This window comes from Candidatus Zixiibacteriota bacterium (assembly GCA_034003725.1).
Classification (GTDB): domain Bacteria; phylum Zixibacteria; class MSB-5A5; order GN15; family FEB-12; genus WJMS01.
In genome coordinates this window covers 1-15,602 of sequence record JAVEYB010000020.1, presented here as the reverse complement: position 1 = coordinate 15,602, position 15,602 = coordinate 1, and the positions used below count along the sequence as shown (strand labels likewise).

General features: G+C 53.8%; 13 protein-coding genes. 11 read left to right on the top strand and 2 right to left on the bottom strand.

All coding sequences use genetic code 11. The features are described 5' to 3' along the window. Window positions 1-10 precede the first annotated feature (10 nt). From RBT76_15200 to RBT76_15190, 3 genes are read left to right on the top strand one after another with little or no spacing between them, the layout of a single operon-like run. Window positions 11-622, top strand: coding sequence for an electron transport complex subunit E (locus RBT76_15200; protein MDX9859130.1), 612 nt, complete (start codon window positions 11-13; stop codon window positions 620-622). A gap of 10 nt (window positions 623-632) precedes the next feature. Continuing rightward, on the top strand, window positions 633-1,208 hold the full coding sequence (locus RBT76_15195; protein ID MDX9859129.1) for an RnfABCDGE type electron transport complex subunit A: 576 nt from the start codon (window positions 633-635) through the stop codon (window positions 1,206-1,208). Window positions 1,209-1,229: 21 nt separating this feature from the next. Then, window positions 1,230-3,335 (top strand): FAD-dependent oxidoreductase, encoded by a 2,106-nt coding sequence (locus RBT76_15190; protein ID MDX9859128.1) that lies wholly within the window; start codon window positions 1,230-1,232, stop codon window positions 3,333-3,335. Between the two features lie 188 nt (window positions 3,336-3,523). Here the strand turns inward: RBT76_15190 and RBT76_15185 are convergent, their stop codons facing one another. After that, window positions 3,524-3,805 carry a hypothetical protein gene (locus RBT76_15185; protein ID MDX9859127.1) on the bottom strand — a complete coding sequence of 94 codons (282 nt, stop codon included), beginning with the start codon at window positions 3,803-3,805 and terminating at the stop codon, window positions 3,524-3,526. Window positions 3,806-4,462: 657 nt separating this feature from the next. On the opposite strand from RBT76_15185, the gene RBT76_15180 reads away from it, so the two are divergent. The 8 genes from RBT76_15180 to hypB all read left to right on the top strand — a co-directional run bounded on the left by RBT76_15180 (window position 4,463) and on the right by hypB (window position 12,418). Then, window positions 4,463-5,095: a 4Fe-4S dicluster domain-containing protein gene (locus RBT76_15180; protein ID MDX9859126.1), complete on the top strand. Its 633-nt coding sequence runs from the start codon at window positions 4,463-4,465 to the stop codon at window positions 5,093-5,095. Further along, window positions 5,092-6,000, top strand: a complete 909-nt coding sequence (locus RBT76_15175; GenBank protein ID MDX9859125.1) for a CoB--CoM heterodisulfide reductase iron-sulfur subunit B family protein — start codon at window positions 5,092-5,094, stop codon at window positions 5,998-6,000. The genes RBT76_15180 and RBT76_15175 overlap by 4 nt, the downstream gene beginning before the upstream one ends. Continuing rightward, complete coding sequence (locus RBT76_15170) at window positions 5,987-7,990, top strand: CoB--CoM heterodisulfide reductase iron-sulfur subunit A family protein (protein MDX9859124.1); 2,004 nt, start codon at window positions 5,987-5,989, stop codon at window positions 7,988-7,990. Before RBT76_15175 ends, RBT76_15170 begins: the two co-directional genes overlap by 14 nt. Next, window positions 7,983-8,495 carry a hydrogenase iron-sulfur subunit gene (locus tag RBT76_15165; protein ID MDX9859123.1) on the top strand — a complete coding sequence of 171 codons (513 nt, stop codon included), beginning with the start codon at window positions 7,983-7,985 and terminating at the stop codon, window positions 8,493-8,495. The genes RBT76_15170 and RBT76_15165 overlap by 8 nt, the downstream gene beginning before the upstream one ends. Then, a complete protein-coding gene (locus RBT76_15160) occupies window positions 8,488-9,477 on the top strand; it encodes an oxidoreductase (protein ID MDX9859122.1) in 990 nt (329 codons plus the stop codon). The genes RBT76_15165 and RBT76_15160 overlap by 8 nt, the downstream gene beginning before the upstream one ends. Beyond that, window positions 9,474-10,937 (top strand): Ni/Fe hydrogenase subunit alpha, encoded by a 1,464-nt coding sequence (locus tag RBT76_15155; protein MDX9859121.1) that lies wholly within the window; start codon window positions 9,474-9,476, stop codon window positions 10,935-10,937. Before RBT76_15160 ends, RBT76_15155 begins: the two co-directional genes overlap by 4 nt. Next, the gene (locus RBT76_15150; GenBank protein ID MDX9859120.1) at window positions 10,933-11,385 is read left to right on the top strand and encodes a hydrogenase maturation protease; all 453 of its coding nucleotides are present in this window, start codon (window positions 10,933-10,935) and stop codon (window positions 11,383-11,385) included. The genes RBT76_15155 and RBT76_15150 overlap by 5 nt, the downstream gene beginning before the upstream one ends. A 478-nt stretch (window positions 11,386-11,863) precedes the next feature. Beyond that, complete coding sequence (hypB, locus tag RBT76_15145; protein ID MDX9859119.1) at window positions 11,864-12,418, top strand: hydrogenase nickel incorporation protein HypB; 555 nt, start codon at window positions 11,864-11,866, stop codon at window positions 12,416-12,418. A 1,105-nt stretch (window positions 12,419-13,523) separates the two neighbouring features. Here hypB and RBT76_15140 read toward each other — a convergent pair. Next, the gene (locus RBT76_15140; GenBank protein MDX9859118.1) at window positions 13,524-15,416 is read right to left on the bottom strand and encodes a right-handed parallel beta-helix repeat-containing protein; all 1,893 of its coding nucleotides are present in this window, start codon (window positions 15,414-15,416) and stop codon (window positions 13,524-13,526) included. Between the last annotated feature and the right edge of the window lie 186 nt (window positions 15,417-15,602).

Sequence of the window (15,602 nt, the reverse complement as noted above, 5' to 3'; positions counted from 1 at the left end):
GGCAACGCATATGACGTTCAAGCAGGTATTGACTCACGGACTCTGGCGCGATCTGCCGCCGTTTCGACTGGTGCTCGGACTTTGCCCGTCACTGGCGGTGACGTCAACGACCGAAGGCGGACTCGGGATGGGGCTGGCGGTTGTCTTTGTTCTGGTATTCTCCAACCTGATTATTTCCGCGCTTCGCAAAGTCATCCCGGACAAAGTACGTATCGCCGGCTACATCGTGATCATCGCTACCCTTGTGGTCTTGGTCGAAATGGCTATGAAAGCATACTTCTTCCCGCTCTCGCAGAAGCTGGGTATCTACATTCCGCTGATCGTCGTCAACTGTATCATTCTGGGGCGCGCCGAGGCGTTCGCCTCGCGTAATCCGATGGTTCTTTCAATGGTCGATGGACTCAGTGTCGGTATCGGTTTCACTTTCTCTCTGACGTTGGTTGGCTCTATTCGTGAAATTCTCGGTGCCGGAACCTGGTTCGGTATGCCGGTTATGTGGGAAAGTTACGAACCGTTCGAGTTTATGGTCAAAGCGCCCGGCGCCTTTATCTGTCTTGGCATTTTGCTGGGCCTGATGAACGCCTACAGTCGCAGGAGAGGAGAGGTCTTTATCCAGACCTGAGGAGCGTACGATGGATCTAATCTATCTGGCTATAGCGGCGATTTTCGTCAACAACATTCTCCTGGCGCAGTACCTCGGCAACTGTCCATTCTGTGGTGTCTCCAAGAGGATCAATACCTCGATCGGTATGGCCGCCGCAGTTATATTTGTTGCCACGCTGGCCTCAATGTTCACCTGGGGCGCCTACTACTATATCCTTGAGCCGTACGACCTCGAATTCATTATGACCCTGACGTTCATTCTGATTATTGCCGCACTGGTGCAGTTCGTCGAGATCTTCATGAAAAAACAGAGTAAAGGGCTGTATAATAGTCTCGGGATCTATCTGCCGCTGATCACCACCAACTGCGCCGTAATGGGTATTGCGCTGCTCAATATCACACATGAATTCGGATTTGTCGATATGCTAGTCTTCTCGTTTGCATCGGCCACCGGTTTCGGCTTGGCTATCGTTCTTTTCGCCGGTGTGCGCGAACGATTGTTGCTCTCGCCGGTTCCGCGAGCTATGCAGGGCACGGCGATCGCACTGGTCACGGCGGGAATAATGTCGTTGGCCTTTTTGGGTTTTGCCGGGATGGCCCAATGAACGTGAAGGTAGGTTGACCCTATGTTGTTACCCGTTTTGGTTCTGACCGGTATCGGCGTTGTGGCTGCAGTCGGCCTGGGTATCGCGGCCCGGGTCTTCTACGTGAAGGAAGACCCCCGGATCAAAGGTGTTCTGGACATTCTTCCCGGAGCGAATTGCGGCGGTTGTGGCTTCGCGGGGTGTTCCGCCTGTGCTGAAGCGATCGTTCGTGGTGAGGCCGAAGCCAACGCCTGTGTTGTGGGACAGACCGAGGTCGCGCAGGAGGTCGCTTTGTATCTTGGCATGGCGCCGGTCGGCTCTGAGCCACGGATTGCCTGTCCCGATTGTCAGGGTGGTATTCGCGCGACGCGGAAATACGAATACGCCGGCTTCGATGATTGCCGGGCAGCCGTATTGTACTTTCAGGGGCATCTCATCTGTTATCATGGTTGCCTAGGCCTGGGCACATGCGTCAAGAGCTGCCAGTTCGGCGCCATTACGATGGGTGAACACGGCCTTCCCAAATTCAATCCCGATCTCTGTGTTGGCTGCGGCGCCTGCGCTCGTAATTGTCCTAAAGGAATCATTTCACTGATTTCGGAGAAGACCAAGATTCTCCATTGGAATCAGTACACCGAGTGCCTCGCACCCTGCCGTCAGAAATGCCCCGCGCAGATTAACATCCCCAAATACATTCAGCACATTAAGCGCGGCGAGTACGAACAGGCGTTGCTCACCATTAAAGAACGCAATCCTATGCCGCTCAGTATCGGACGAGTCTGTCCCGAACCATGCGCGCTTGCTTGTCGCCGCACGATCAACGATGAACCGGTCGCGATCAACTATCTCAAACGTTTTGTCGCTGACTGGGAGATGAATTCCGGGAAACGCCTGCACATTCCGGTTGGTCCATCGACAGGCAAGAGAGTTGCCGTTGTCGGCGGCGGCCCCGGTGGTCTGAGTGCCGCCTTCTATCTGCGGCGACTGGGTCATGATGTAACCATATACGATAAGATGCCTGCGCTCGGCGGTATGCTCCGCTATGGTATTCCGGAGTATCGTCTACCGAAAAAAGTTCTCGACTGGGAGATTGAGGGTATCCTCAATCTCGGTATCACGGCTACGACCGGCGTTGAATTCGGCAAAGACTTCAATATGGAGTTCCTTCGGGCCAAAGGGTTCGATGCCATCTTCATTGCGGTCGGCGCCTGGCGGGAACAGGAGCTGAAGATGGAAGGCACCGACTTGCACGGCGTATACAGTGGTATCGCTTTCCTTGAGCAATTGCACTCGGGCCGCGATGTTAGCGTCGGTCGTCACGTCGTTGTCATTGGCGGCGGCAACACTGCTATCGATGCCGCCCGCAGTTCACTCCGTATGCAGGCCGAGACGGTAACGATTGTCTATCGCCGTTCGCGTGATGAAATGCCGGCCAACCCGGCTGAAATCGTTGCCGCCGAGGAAGAGAACGTCAAGTTCCGTTTCCTTAGTGCGCCGCTTGAGATAATTGGTGAAGGTGGTCATGTCACAGGACTGAAAATACAGGGCATGAAACTCGGTGATCCCGATCCGAGCGGCCGTCGTCGCCCCGTCGCTATCGAAGGCTCAGAAGAGATGATTGAGTGCGACACTATCATTCAAGCCGTGGGACAATCGCCCAATCTGGATTTCCTTTCTTTCGACGGACAACCCAATCTTCAGGTCACCAGAAGGAACACGATCGACGCTTCTGAGGATACTCTTCAAACCGACTTGCCGTACGTCTTCACGGGTGGAGACTGTTTCACCGGTCCGGCGCTGGTCGTCGATGCTATCGCGGCCGGTCGCTTCGCCGCACGCTCAATTCATTACTACCTGATGGAAGGTCGTATCCCGCCAATCGAAGATCGCCAGAAGGGATTTATCGAAGAGTCACTGCACAAATCAATAGCCGGCGTGCCGACGAGGTCGCGTGTCCATGAACCGGTCGTTTCTCTCGAAGATCGTTTGGGGACGTTCACCGAAGTCGAAGGAACGATTGATCAAGAAGACGCCAGATACGAATCACAGCGCTGCCTCAACTGCGGCATTTACTGCTATGACCACGATCTCGAATTGCAGCGACTGGCCGAAGGAAGCTCCGACAACCTGGAGATACAGCGCAAGTGATGCCCATCAGACAGCCTTAGACGAGATCAACGTGTGTTTGAATGGGTGTAGCGTAAAGGCTTAGCTAGAAAAAGCGGCCCCAATATCACTCTCCCCGGACTTTTTTCAAAATTCACATTTGCTGTAGAGACCGGGTATTCGTCGACACGCGGAACGCGTTGGAAGATAATACGATAGCCGATGCAGGACTACCGCCGACACCGGTCGGCAATAGCCAGTAGTTCGTCGACGGCGTAGCGGTATTTCAATCTTGACATCACTATCCGGTTCAGTCGCTGATTGACCAGCGGTAATGGGTGCCCCGACTCCAGAAGGTCGCACTTCACCTGAAAGACGAGCTGGTTCATCGACGCCAGCACGCTCTTGTCCCCGGCTGGGCAGAAATTGACCGAGTTGATTGCCGGGGCTATGGCGAAATCATAAAGACCAAAAATCCCATCGCGCGTGAGACTGTCGTCCAGGGCTTTCATGCCCTTTCCAGGATGTACCCCAAACGTGAACACCGTTACTTGTTATTTTGAACTCTTCCGCTGTTTCTATTGACATCCGAAGGTAATGCCTTAATTTAAGTCCAGGCTTTTAATAGAGGTCCTGCGTGTGGTGACCTTGGTGTTAGGTCGGAGGGGTTTGGACATTCCTGCCTTCGGGGGGCTTTCGGGCCATTGGCCCCGTACCCTGTCATGGCCAAATCTCTCACGTGATCCTGTTCCTTATCGAAGGCGACCGGGGTCTGATCCTCTTTCCCCGGTGACGCTCCCCTGCGGAATCGTCGTTCATTTACATAGATATGTGATTTATTTCACATGTAGCTGGTGGCAATCCCAGCTTGAAAAGCCGTGGAAAGTCTGCCGCCGACTATTAAGGCGTCCCCGCGCTTCGGTTCGTTCGGTACGCAGGGTTCATGTGATGCCCTGGGCCACTCCAATCCGTCGAATTGGGAGTACCCGGGTCAATGTCAAAGGAGATGAGACTCCAGCCGATTTGGGCGGACGTCGGACCTGAACTCCGACGTCGGGCTTCCGTTCGTATGAAAGTCCGGCCTGCCATTTCCGCTGAGTTCCCTCCTTTACCCCAGGCGAATGAGAGGCGAGCAGTCTTAAGAGGTAATTGAGAGAAGGAGACGATACATGGAAAAATGGCAAGGTTGGCGAAAAATTCACTATGAATCGGAACTCGACTCGGAGTTCTCCGGTGAAATCGCCTCAATTCCCGGTGGCGATCAGTTATTCAACTGTATTCAATGCGGAACATGCAGTGGTATGTGTCCGCTAAGTCCCTACATGGACTACACTCCCCGGCAGATCATCGCCATGATCAGGGCGGGCATGCGGGGGGAGGTCCTCAGCTGCTATACGACCTGGTTGTGTGCTTCGTGCTACTCCTGTACGGTGGAGTGTCCCAAAGAGATCCGATTGACCGACATCATGTACGCGGCCAAACGTCTGGCCATCAGGGGCAAGGTCTATCCAACACGCTTCCCGATCCCGGTTCTGGCCAGAGAGTTCTTCAAATCAGTCGAGAAAACAGGACGAAGTAACGAGGGCCGTGTGCTCCTCCGATTGTACCTCAAGACGAACCCGTTCAAAATGCTCAGTCAGGCGGCACTCGGGATGAAACTGATGCTGCGAGGTCGATTCAGCCTGAAACAGGAACAGATTGACCATCGTGACGATTTGCACCGTATCATGAAATCACTCGAGAAAGAGCATATGATCAAAGGGAAAGATGAACTGACCGGGGTGAGGGAGGTGGTTCGATGAGTTATCTATACTATCCCGGCTGTTCCCTGAAGGGAACAGGCCGCGCCTACGAGGAATCGCTTCTGGCGGTCTTTGAGACCATGGACATTGATGTCCGGGAATTGAATGATTGGAACTGTTGCGGTGCCACCTCATACATGTCGGTCAGCGAGCTGAAAGCGTTCGGGCTTTGCGCCCGTAATTTCGCCCTGGCCGAGAAACAGGCCAATGAAACCGGCATGACCGATCTGATAGTCCCCTGCGCCGCCTGTTATCTGGGCTTGAGCAAGGCGAAGCGGTACCTGGACCAATATCCCGACATACGGAAGAAAGTCGACGAGGCGCTGGCGACCGCGAATCTGGCCTATCGCAATCACATTCGGATCCGCCATCCTCTCGATGTAATGGTAAATGATATTGGCACGGAGCGGATTGCCGCAGCAGTGAAGTGCTCGCTGGAAGGTTTGAAGGTGGCGTGCTATTACGGCTGTCAGATAATTCGGCCGTACTCCGAGTTTGACGATCAGGAGAATCCGACGACCATGAATCAAATAGCCTGGGCGCTCGGTGCCAAGACGGTCGACTGGCCGCTGAAAACACGTTGCTGCGGTGGCTCCCTGACCGGAACGGTTCAGGATGTCGGACAACGGTTGAGCTATATCCTGCTTCGGGAGGCGATCCTCCGGGGAGCCGATGTTATCATCACCGCCTGTCCCCTCTGCCAGTTCAATCTGGAATGCTACCAGAACAACATGAGCCGCCAGTTTAAGGAATCGATCCATATCCCGGTTCTCTACTTTACGCAGCTGATCGGCATTGCACTGGGCTTATCAAGTCGTCGATTGGCCATGCAACGCCTGTTCGTGCCGTTTGATGTCAAAGCCAAACTGGATCAGGTCGCGGGAGGTCAACATGTCGCCAGCTAGACCGGATAGTGACAGCAAACCGAAAGTCGGCGTCTATGTCTGTCATTGCGGTATCAATATCGCAGCCAAGGTCGATATTGCCGATACGGTCGCCTTCGCCAGCCAACTGCCTCATGTAACGGCGGCGAAGGAGTATAAATTCATGTGTTCGGATCCGGGACAGGATATCATCCAGAAGGATCTGCGTAGCGGTTTAATCGATCGCGTGGTGGTTGCGTCCTGTTCCCCTCTGATGCACGAACCGACATTCCGACGGGCAATGCTCGAAGGCGGCGGGAATCCATTTCTTTTTCAGATGGCAAACATCCGCGAGCATGTCAGCTGGGTAACGAAAGAGAAAGCAGCTGGAACCGCCAAAGCCCGGGCGCTGATTGCCGCGGCTGTGGAAAGAGTGGTCTTACATCAACCTCTGCAGAAAACAAGTGTCCCCGTCCATCCCGACGTCCTGGTAGTCGGCGGCGGTATTGCCGGAATACACGCGGCGTTGACAATAGCCGATGCCGGCAAGAAAGTGTACCTCGTCGAACGGGAACCGACAATCGGCGGCCACATGGCGAAATTCGACAAGACATTCCCGACCCTGGATTGCTCCGCCTGCATCCTGACGCCAAAAATGTCGGCGGTGCGGTCGCATCCCAATATCACTCTCTGGAGTCATTCCGAGGTGACCGGAGTTGATGGATATGTGGGCAATTTCAAGGTTAAGGTTACAAGAAAAGCGCGGTACATCGACGAAGAGAAGTGCGTCGGATGTCTGGAGTGTATCGAGGCATGTGTCTTTAAGAAAGGGAAGACCGACGATGAGTTCAATCTCGGGCTGGTCAAACGCAAGCCGGTGTATGTGCCGTTCCCGCAGGCGACGCCGCTGGTGGCCGTGATCGACCCGAAAAGCTGTATCGAATTCAAAACCCACAAGTGTCCCAAGAACTGCGTCGAGGTGTGCGAGCCAAAAGCGATAGATTTCACCCAGACCGATCGGACTGAAGAGATCAATGTTGGGGCGGTAGTTCTCGCCACCGGTTTCAAGGCCTTCGATGCCAGACGAATTTCGCGGTACGGCTACGGGAAATATCCGGGGGTGTATACCAGCCTCGAAGTTGAGCGGCTGGTTAATGCGGCCGGCCCGACCGGCGGCGAGATCATCATGACAAACGGCGAGAAACCGAAAGCGGTCGGTATCGTGCACTGTGTCGGCAGCCGTGATGAAAAGACCAACCGGTATTGCTCGCGGGTGTGCTGCATGTATTCGCTGAAACTGGCCCACCTGGTCAAAGAGCGGACCAATGCGGAAGTATACAACTTCTATATCGACATGCGAACCCCCGGCAAGGGCTATGAGGAGTTCTATGAAAAACTGCTCCACGAAAACGTCCATTTCATTCGCGGCCGGGTTGCCGAGGTAAGTGATTGGGCGATGACTGCCGAGGAAAAGGGAAAGCTGATTATCCGCGTCGAGGATACGTTAATCGGTGTGGTGAGGCGAATTCCGGTTGACATGATCATACTGTCGGTCGGTTTGGAGCCGCAACCGGATGCCGATGACGTCCGGCGGCTTTTCAATATCAGCTGCAGCCGGGAGGGGTGGTTTCTGGAGCGTCATCCCAAATTGGCGCCGGTATCGACTTTCACCGAAGGTATCTTTATTGCCGGTGCCTGTCAGGGACCGAAAGACATTCCCGACAGTGTCGCCCAGGCCGGAGCGGCGGCAGCGGAGGCGCTGGCGCTGATCGATCGGGGCAGAGTGGAGATAGAGCCAAACACCGCCTATGTAACAGACGAACTCTGCTCCGGTTGCCACACCTGTTCGAACATCTGCCCCTATAGTGCCATTGTGTTCAATGAAGAAACGGAGAAGGCATCGGTCAACGGAGCGCTGTGCAAGGGGTGCGGTACTTGTGTGGCGGCTTGCCCGTCTGGCGCTCTCCAACAAAATCTCTTCACCGACGAGCAAATATTCCAGGAGATCAAAGGAGTGGTCAGTTATGTCTAGCATCGAAAGCGGCAAGCAGACCTTTGAACCGAGGATTATCGCCTTCTTCTGCAACTGGTGCACCTATACCGCCGCAGATTTGGCCGGCACAGCACGCATGAGCTATGCCCCGAATGTCAGGGTGGTGCGGATAATGTGCTCGGGACGGCTTGATCCGCAGTTCATTCTGTCGGCCCTTCGTGAGGGTGCGGACGGTGTCCTGATTGGCGGCTGTCATCCGGGCGACTGTCACTACCAGGAAGGAAATTACAAGGCCCTGCGTCGATTCACACTGCTTAAGCGGTTTCTCCGCTCGATGGGCATCGAGGATGAGCGGATTCGACTGGAGTGGATCGCCGCTTCGGAAGGCGACAAAGTCCAGCGGGTCATCAATGAGATGACCGAGACCGTGCGCGCCCTGGGACCACTTCATCTGGAAGCGATGTCGATGGAGAGAATCGAGGATGTGATCCCGAGCGAATTGAAAGCCGAAACGGTTGCTGCGTCAGGTGGTCATCATGAGTAAGCCAAAAGTTGCTTTTTACTGGTGCGCCTCGTGTGGCGGCTGTGAGGAAGCAGTCGTCGATCTTGCCGAGGACATACTGGAAGTGGTCAAGGCCGTCGATATCACATTCTGGCCCGTCGCGCTCGATTTCAAGCGAGGCGACGTTGAAGAGATGGCCGATAAGGAACTGGCTGTCAGTTTCATCAACGGTGCAGTCCGATCCTCGGAGCAGGCCGAGATGGTGCATTTGCTTCGAGCCAAATCTCAACTGGTGGTCGCGTTTGGCAGTTGCGCACACCTCGGTGGTATCCCGGGACTGGCCAATACATTCGACCGCGAGGCGATGTTTCGTGAAGTGTATTCCAATGTTCCCGGTCTCGATAACGAAGAAGGGACTGTCCCTGTGCCGGAGTCCGTTGTTCCCGAGGGCACGCTGAGTCTTCCAACTTTATGGGATACGGTCAAGACGCTTGATCAGGTGACAGAGGTCGATTACTACCTGCCCGGCTGTCCTCCGCCGGTCAAACTGATAAAAAATGCGGTCAACGCCATCGTCAGCGGACAGCTGCCGCCGCATAAGTCGGTGCTGGCGCCCGATATCGCTCTTTGCGATGAATGTGATCGCCTGGCCACCAAGCCGGACAAGCTGTCGATTAAGGAGTTCAAACGGCCGCATACATCGGTCATTGATCCGGAAAAATGCATACTGGCACAGGGTTTCCTGTGTCTCGGGCCGGTCACCCGTCAGGGGTGCGATGCCGCCTGCGTTAAGGGGAATATGCCCTGCACCGGCTGTATGGGGCCGACCAGTCGAGTTCACGATTTCGGTACCAAGGCGCTCTCGGCCATGGCTTCGCTGGCCGATAGCAACGACGAAAACGAAATAGAGAATATTCTCGGGAAGATCGTCGATCCGGTTGGATCCTTCTATCGATACAGCCTACCGGCTTCGCTGTTACATCGTGGTTATGTACCCTCGGTGCAGGGAGGAAGGAAACAATGAGCAGAAAGGTCACCATAGACCCGATCACGCGTCTGGAAGGTCATGGCAAGATCGACATTTTCTTGAATGATAATGGCACGGTCGATCGGGCCTACTTTCAGGTACCCGAATTGAGGGGATTCGAACGCTTTGCAATTGGTCGACCGGCTGAGGATATGCCCCAGATCACCTCGCGTATCTGCGGTGTTTGTCCCACGGCACATCATATGGCCGCCACCAAGGCGCTCGATGATCTTTATAACGTAGACCCGCCTGTCGCGGCCAAAAAGGTCCGTGAGATGCTCTACAACATCTTCATAATCGAAGATCATGCGCTGCATTTCTATTATCTGGCCGGACCTGATTTTGTGGTTGGTCCGCATGCACCGAAAGCCGAACGAAACATTCTCGGTGTTCTGGGCAAAGTCGGCATGGAAATCGGCCTTAAGGTGATCGGGACTCGGAAGCAACTGCGGGAGTTGATGGTGCTGGCAATGGGCAAAGCGGCTCATCCCGTCTTCGGTCTGCCCGGCGGCATTTCAAAACCGATTGCGAAAACTGATCAGCAGAGATTTATCGATGCCGCCGATCGGGCGGTCGAGTTCGGGCAGTTTTCTCTTCAATTGTTTCACGATGTTGTCCTGAAAAACAAGACGTATGTCGATCATATCCTCTCTGATATCTACACCCATGAGACGTACTACATGGGATTGGTTGACGATAACAACCGAGTGAATTTCTACGACGGCAACGTCAGGATAGTCACGCCCGAAGGTAAGGAGTTCTCCAGGTTCGCAGCCAGGGATTACCTTGACCATATGGCCGAGCATGTCGAGCCGTGGAGTTACATCAAGTTTCCGTTCTTGAAACAAGTCGGCTGGCACGGATTCAAAGATGGCCCCGATAGCGGCGTCTTCGCGGTGGCGCCGCTGGCCAGATTGAATGCCGCTGACGGGATGGCGACACCACTGGCGCAGGCGGCCTATGAGCATTACTTCGAGACTCTGGGCGGCAAGCCGGTACACCATACTCTGGCCAACAGTTGGGCCCGTCTGATCGAACTGCTTCAAGCCGCGGAACGCATGAGAGAATTGGCCAACGACCCGGAAATTGTGAATCCGGAAGTCCGGAGCATGCCAGTTGAAACACCGGTTGAGGGTATTGGCGTTGTAGAGGCGCCGCGAGGCACCCTTTTCCACCATTACAGGACCGATGAACGGGGTGTCATAACTGCCGCAAATTTGATTGTTGCCACTCAGAACAACGCCGCCCGAATCGCCATGTCAGTCGATACGGCGGCTCGGGGACTGATTTCCGATGGTAAGATCGATGACGGAATCCTCAACATGGTCGAGATGGCATTTCGAGCGTACGATCCCTGTAATGGATGCGCCACGCATGCCCTGCCGGGCCAGATGCCGCTCCAGGTCCGAGTGTATGATATGAAGCACAGTCTCATTCAGGAGATTCGTCGCGATTAAGCAGAAGACCGTTGTTATTGGACTGGGGAATGAGCTGTTTGGAGATGATGCCGTCGGTCTGCTGGCCGTTCGGAGATCCGCGCAGATTGCCCCCGGGCAGGCCGACTATGTGGAAACCGGCCTTCACGGCGTTGCTTTGCTCGATCTGCTGATCGGCTATGAGAAGGCGATAATCGTCGATGCCGTCAAGACCGGGCGACATCCGGCCGGGACAATCCTCGACATCGAAACGGGCCGCCTGAACCCGATCGACAATCCTTCGCCTCACTTTACCGGTATCCCGGAGCTCATAAGGCTGGCTCGCGAACTGAATGTCTGTTTCCCCAAGGAAATTCTGATCGTCGGGATGGAGGTGGTCAATACTGAAGATATGGGAACCGAAATGACCGGAGAGGTGGTGGCGGCGCTCGATCAACTGACTGAGCGGATTTTGTCTCATGTGCCATGACCAATGAAATACTGCCTCTGCCTGAATGGCAATTATTGAACTGATTTCTGACCTTGAGACTGAGAATCTCGGATGCACGAACCGTCTATCGCACTGGAGACAATCAATCCCGTGGAATAAGGAACGACAGAAAGCGATATCGCTCAAGTCGAGGAAATAGGTCTGAGAGTTGGCGCCCTGTCAGGCGCCGATCACGAAGCCCTTCGGTTCGCTGTCGAGGCCTCAACCGTGGACACCCACATGGCTGGAGTGAAAATCTCAGTCGAGCGCGTTCCGGTGCGAGGTGTAGGTCAAACCTGTGGAAAGACAGTCGAAATCGAAGGGTATACTTTTTTCTGTTGTCATTGCGGGGGCGTTGATCTGGAAATAGATCAGGGAGACGAGTTGGATATTGTCTATATCTCCGGGCCCTGACAATTCTCCTTTTACACATGTGATGGTCAGTATGAGTGAAAGAGTCGCAACAGAACAATAAGTCCTGTCAGAGAATGATCGTCTGGCCCGAGCGATTCGACAGGAGTTGTGCCGAAGAAGAATCGTGGCGCTGAATGTGGTTAGTTCGCCCGGTTCCGGGAAGACCAGCCTTCTGGAGGGGACGTTCAGGGCCCTAAACGACAGACTCAAAATAGCTATGATAGCGGGCGACGTCCAAACCGAAAACGATGCCGAAAGGCTTAAGAAGGCAGGCGGGACAATGATCCAGCCGATTGTGACCGGAAGTGTCTGTCATCTCGATGCCAAAATGATAAGCAAGGCTTTCGATCGACCCAGTCTGGACGGTATCGATCTCCTGTTTATAGAAAACGTCGGGAACCTGGTCTGCCCGGCCAGTTACGATCTCGGCGAGGACATGAAAGTTGCTCTGATTAGTACGACTAGAGGCGACGACAAGCCGCTGAAACATCCATCAATGTTCCGTCGCTCCTCAGTCCTTGTCATCGATAAGACTGATCTGCTCGGGTCCTCCGATTTCGATTTGGAACGGGTCAAGAGCAATGGTCTCTTCATCAATGGCAATCTGAAAGTAATCTAGACTTCCTGCCTGAACGGCAACGGACTGGAAGACTGGTACGCGTGGCTACTCGATACAGTCGCTTCGAAGAAGAACAGTTGAGGGATGCCCTGGTATTGCGCCAGCGGGCTTTGCTTCCAAGACGCACGTCTTACAGGTTGAAGTTCGATCTCGAAGACAAAAGCGGCCTTTGCTGTCCAGAACTCAGAACTTTTCGCATGAGGTTCGACCTGTGAGTTACCGCAGGATGAGAACAATTGCGGCTTTAACAGATCATAGCGGAGAGGCTGGGATTCGCCGTTCTCGACTTTGCACAAGCCTCTCAAAGACCACAATATACGCCTAATCTCCTGCCCTATCAAAGGTTAAGTTCGCTGCACTTCGGTGAAGTTCGATGCAGTTCAGTGCACTTCGACACACTTCGCGGTTAGAAGGCGGTTAGAACGGCGAGCGCAACCAAAGATACCAGACGGTTCTCTTTGTGCGGGAACTAGCGGCAAGGACCGCCCGACTCAAAGGAAGAGCGGCCCGCCGAACTCATTGCCCTCCGTTCGAACTATTCCTGTCCTGGCGCTTGACGTGTGAAATAGACTCTGAGAACGATTAAGCCGACGTTCGGTGTCGGCAAGTCAACAATCTCTGCGTTCGATCCGAGAGTCTCGAGAAGAAGTCCATTGTTAGTCAAGGATCCATCATACCATCCCTGTACTACCCGAGTCAACTTCGCCTCAGCGTTGGTACCGTAACGAACATCTACCCGCACATTCGTTCTCAGTGAGTCTGAAGCCTGCGGGCGTTCCTGTTGCTGAGGGCTAAGAGTTGCCCATTGCTCCAGAATAGGTCGACCCTCAATCACAGCCGAGTGCGAGCGCAGAGTGTCAACCGTCACCGGAAACGAGATCTCCGCGAGATCAATGACAATGCCCTCGGGCAATTGGGACATGTCAAATCGGACTGCCTGAGGATTGACTCCACCTGCGTTGGCTCCCTCGAGTGAAACTGCGTCGGTCGCATGAAGTTCGATATACCCTGCGTAAGCGGGGACTGACAACAAGCAGATCGCCAGTAGCGTTGTCCAGCTTCCCAGTCTAGTTCTATGAAACATATGATTCACCTCATTCCCTTGCTACTTCAGTAACACCATCTTCTTTGATTCAATGACCTCAGGCGTTGACACGCGGTAGAAGTAGACACCAGAGGCAACGCGTTCTCCACCACCGGTCGTTCCGTCCCACTGAAGGACGTGATCGCCAGCAGGAAGATTGCCGTCAAACAAGGTCCTAAGCCGTTGGCCCAATACATTGAAGATCTCAATAGTCACGCTTGACTGACGGGGCAGCGTGAAGCTGATCTGGGTAGAAGGATTGAACGGATTTGGATAGTTCTGGTTCAGTTGGAAAGCGTCGGGCGTGATCGGATCGCTTGAAGCGAGCGAGACTTTGTGTCCAATCATCCCCTCCTCCCAAATGCAGTAGTCATAGTATTGATCACCTTGTGATCCCAATATAATAATGTCACTTGAATCGTAGTTGATGGGGCCGCTCAGATACTGAGAAATGTAGGCGAAACCACCAATGTCTGTATCAAAGACATTGCCGCACGCTTGCATGGTCGTTTGTGACGCGTTCTCAATGAAGTACGTTGGAATCGTATCGTCATCAGGGAGTTTGCTAGATAGGATCACCAATTCAAAGTAGTTCAGTCCGTAATCGGCCAAGGTACCAAGGTCGATGGTGGAAGTGTCGCCGAACACGTACGAGTCATTCGCACCAAGGAAACAACAGTTTCGTACAGTACTGAGCGATTGGCTAGCGTTGCCATAAATCGAATGGTCACTCCCGCGGGAACTGGCGGCGAATCGACAATACTCCACCTGAGTCGTGCACCGATATCCTACGTCAATAGCGACATCGTAATTGTCAAAGTCACAGTCCTCCAATGTCAGATCGTATGCCATGTAGGTCTCGACGGCCGGAGTTGCGCCGATGCTCACACCAGCGCGATCAAACGAGCACCCAGTTATCAATCCGTTGTCACGGAAGTACGCAAAAATGGGGTACTTGACACCCTCGAATGAGCAATCGACAATCTGCGTTGCCCGAAGATCATAGAAGCTACTGATCCCTGTCCCAGGCAGCGACTTCGTATTCTTGAACGTACATCCTGCTATGTAATTCGAGTCTCTGCCGAGCTTGAGACCAAACAAGTGACAGTTCTCGAACGTAGTGTTGAGGATGGTGTCGGTGGGATTGTTGTTGAGCCACATGCCACACCAAGCGTTTCGGATGACTGCGTCCTCTACATAGACCCGCGCATTGCCCTCAACCTCAATAACGAATCCAGTCCATGAGCTATCGCCTCCTGACACCGTCTCAAAAACGATGGTATCGCCTTCAGCTGGATTGACTGTAAGGGAGTTATAGATTCTGATTTCGGTCTTTTGCGTGTCGCTCCCAGAAGCTGTAGCATCCGAATACGACGGGATTCTGATTCTGTTCGTGTTGATTGTCAGCGGCTGACTGAAGGTGACGTCCCCGGTGATGTTAATCGTGCTGAAGCGTGGCCAGGTCCATTGATCGTAGAGAGTACCTGACCACGTCGCACGAACCGCTTCATATCTCACGAGGACTGCCTTCCCAGGGTCCAAGTGCTTGGACCATTGAACTACTCCACAAGAGTCCCACAGAGTGTCAGCCTCGCCCGTATAGACATCTACAAATCGATACAGGCCTTCCCCGGAGGCAAAGAAGTCGACGGTCTGAGAATCAACGAGTCCCCAAGTGCCGTCATCAACTCGACTGTTCAGTACGTACAGGTAATCCTCACTGTTATAAGTCATATGTGCGACCTGAAGGAAGGAAGTGCTCTCTCCAAAGCGCCGAGACTTTATACTGTCCACGCCTGTAACGGAAAAGACGCTGCCGTCTGTTGACAAACCGACATTCTGAACCTCCGCGCCTAAAAAGAAATATGCCAGCGAGTCGACATAGTCGTTTATCGGTTTGACCTTATACCACATTGGAGTCGGATGACCGGTGTCGGTGTACGCGAGTCCACCTCGCTTGCCTCGAGGTTCCCCACGTAAACTCCCCCAAACAGTAGACTGTCGTGAAGTAGAGCTTTTTGGCATATTACAGCCAGGAGGACTCTATGAAACGATCACGATTCAGTGAGACACAGATCGTCGGCATCCTCAGGGAAGCCG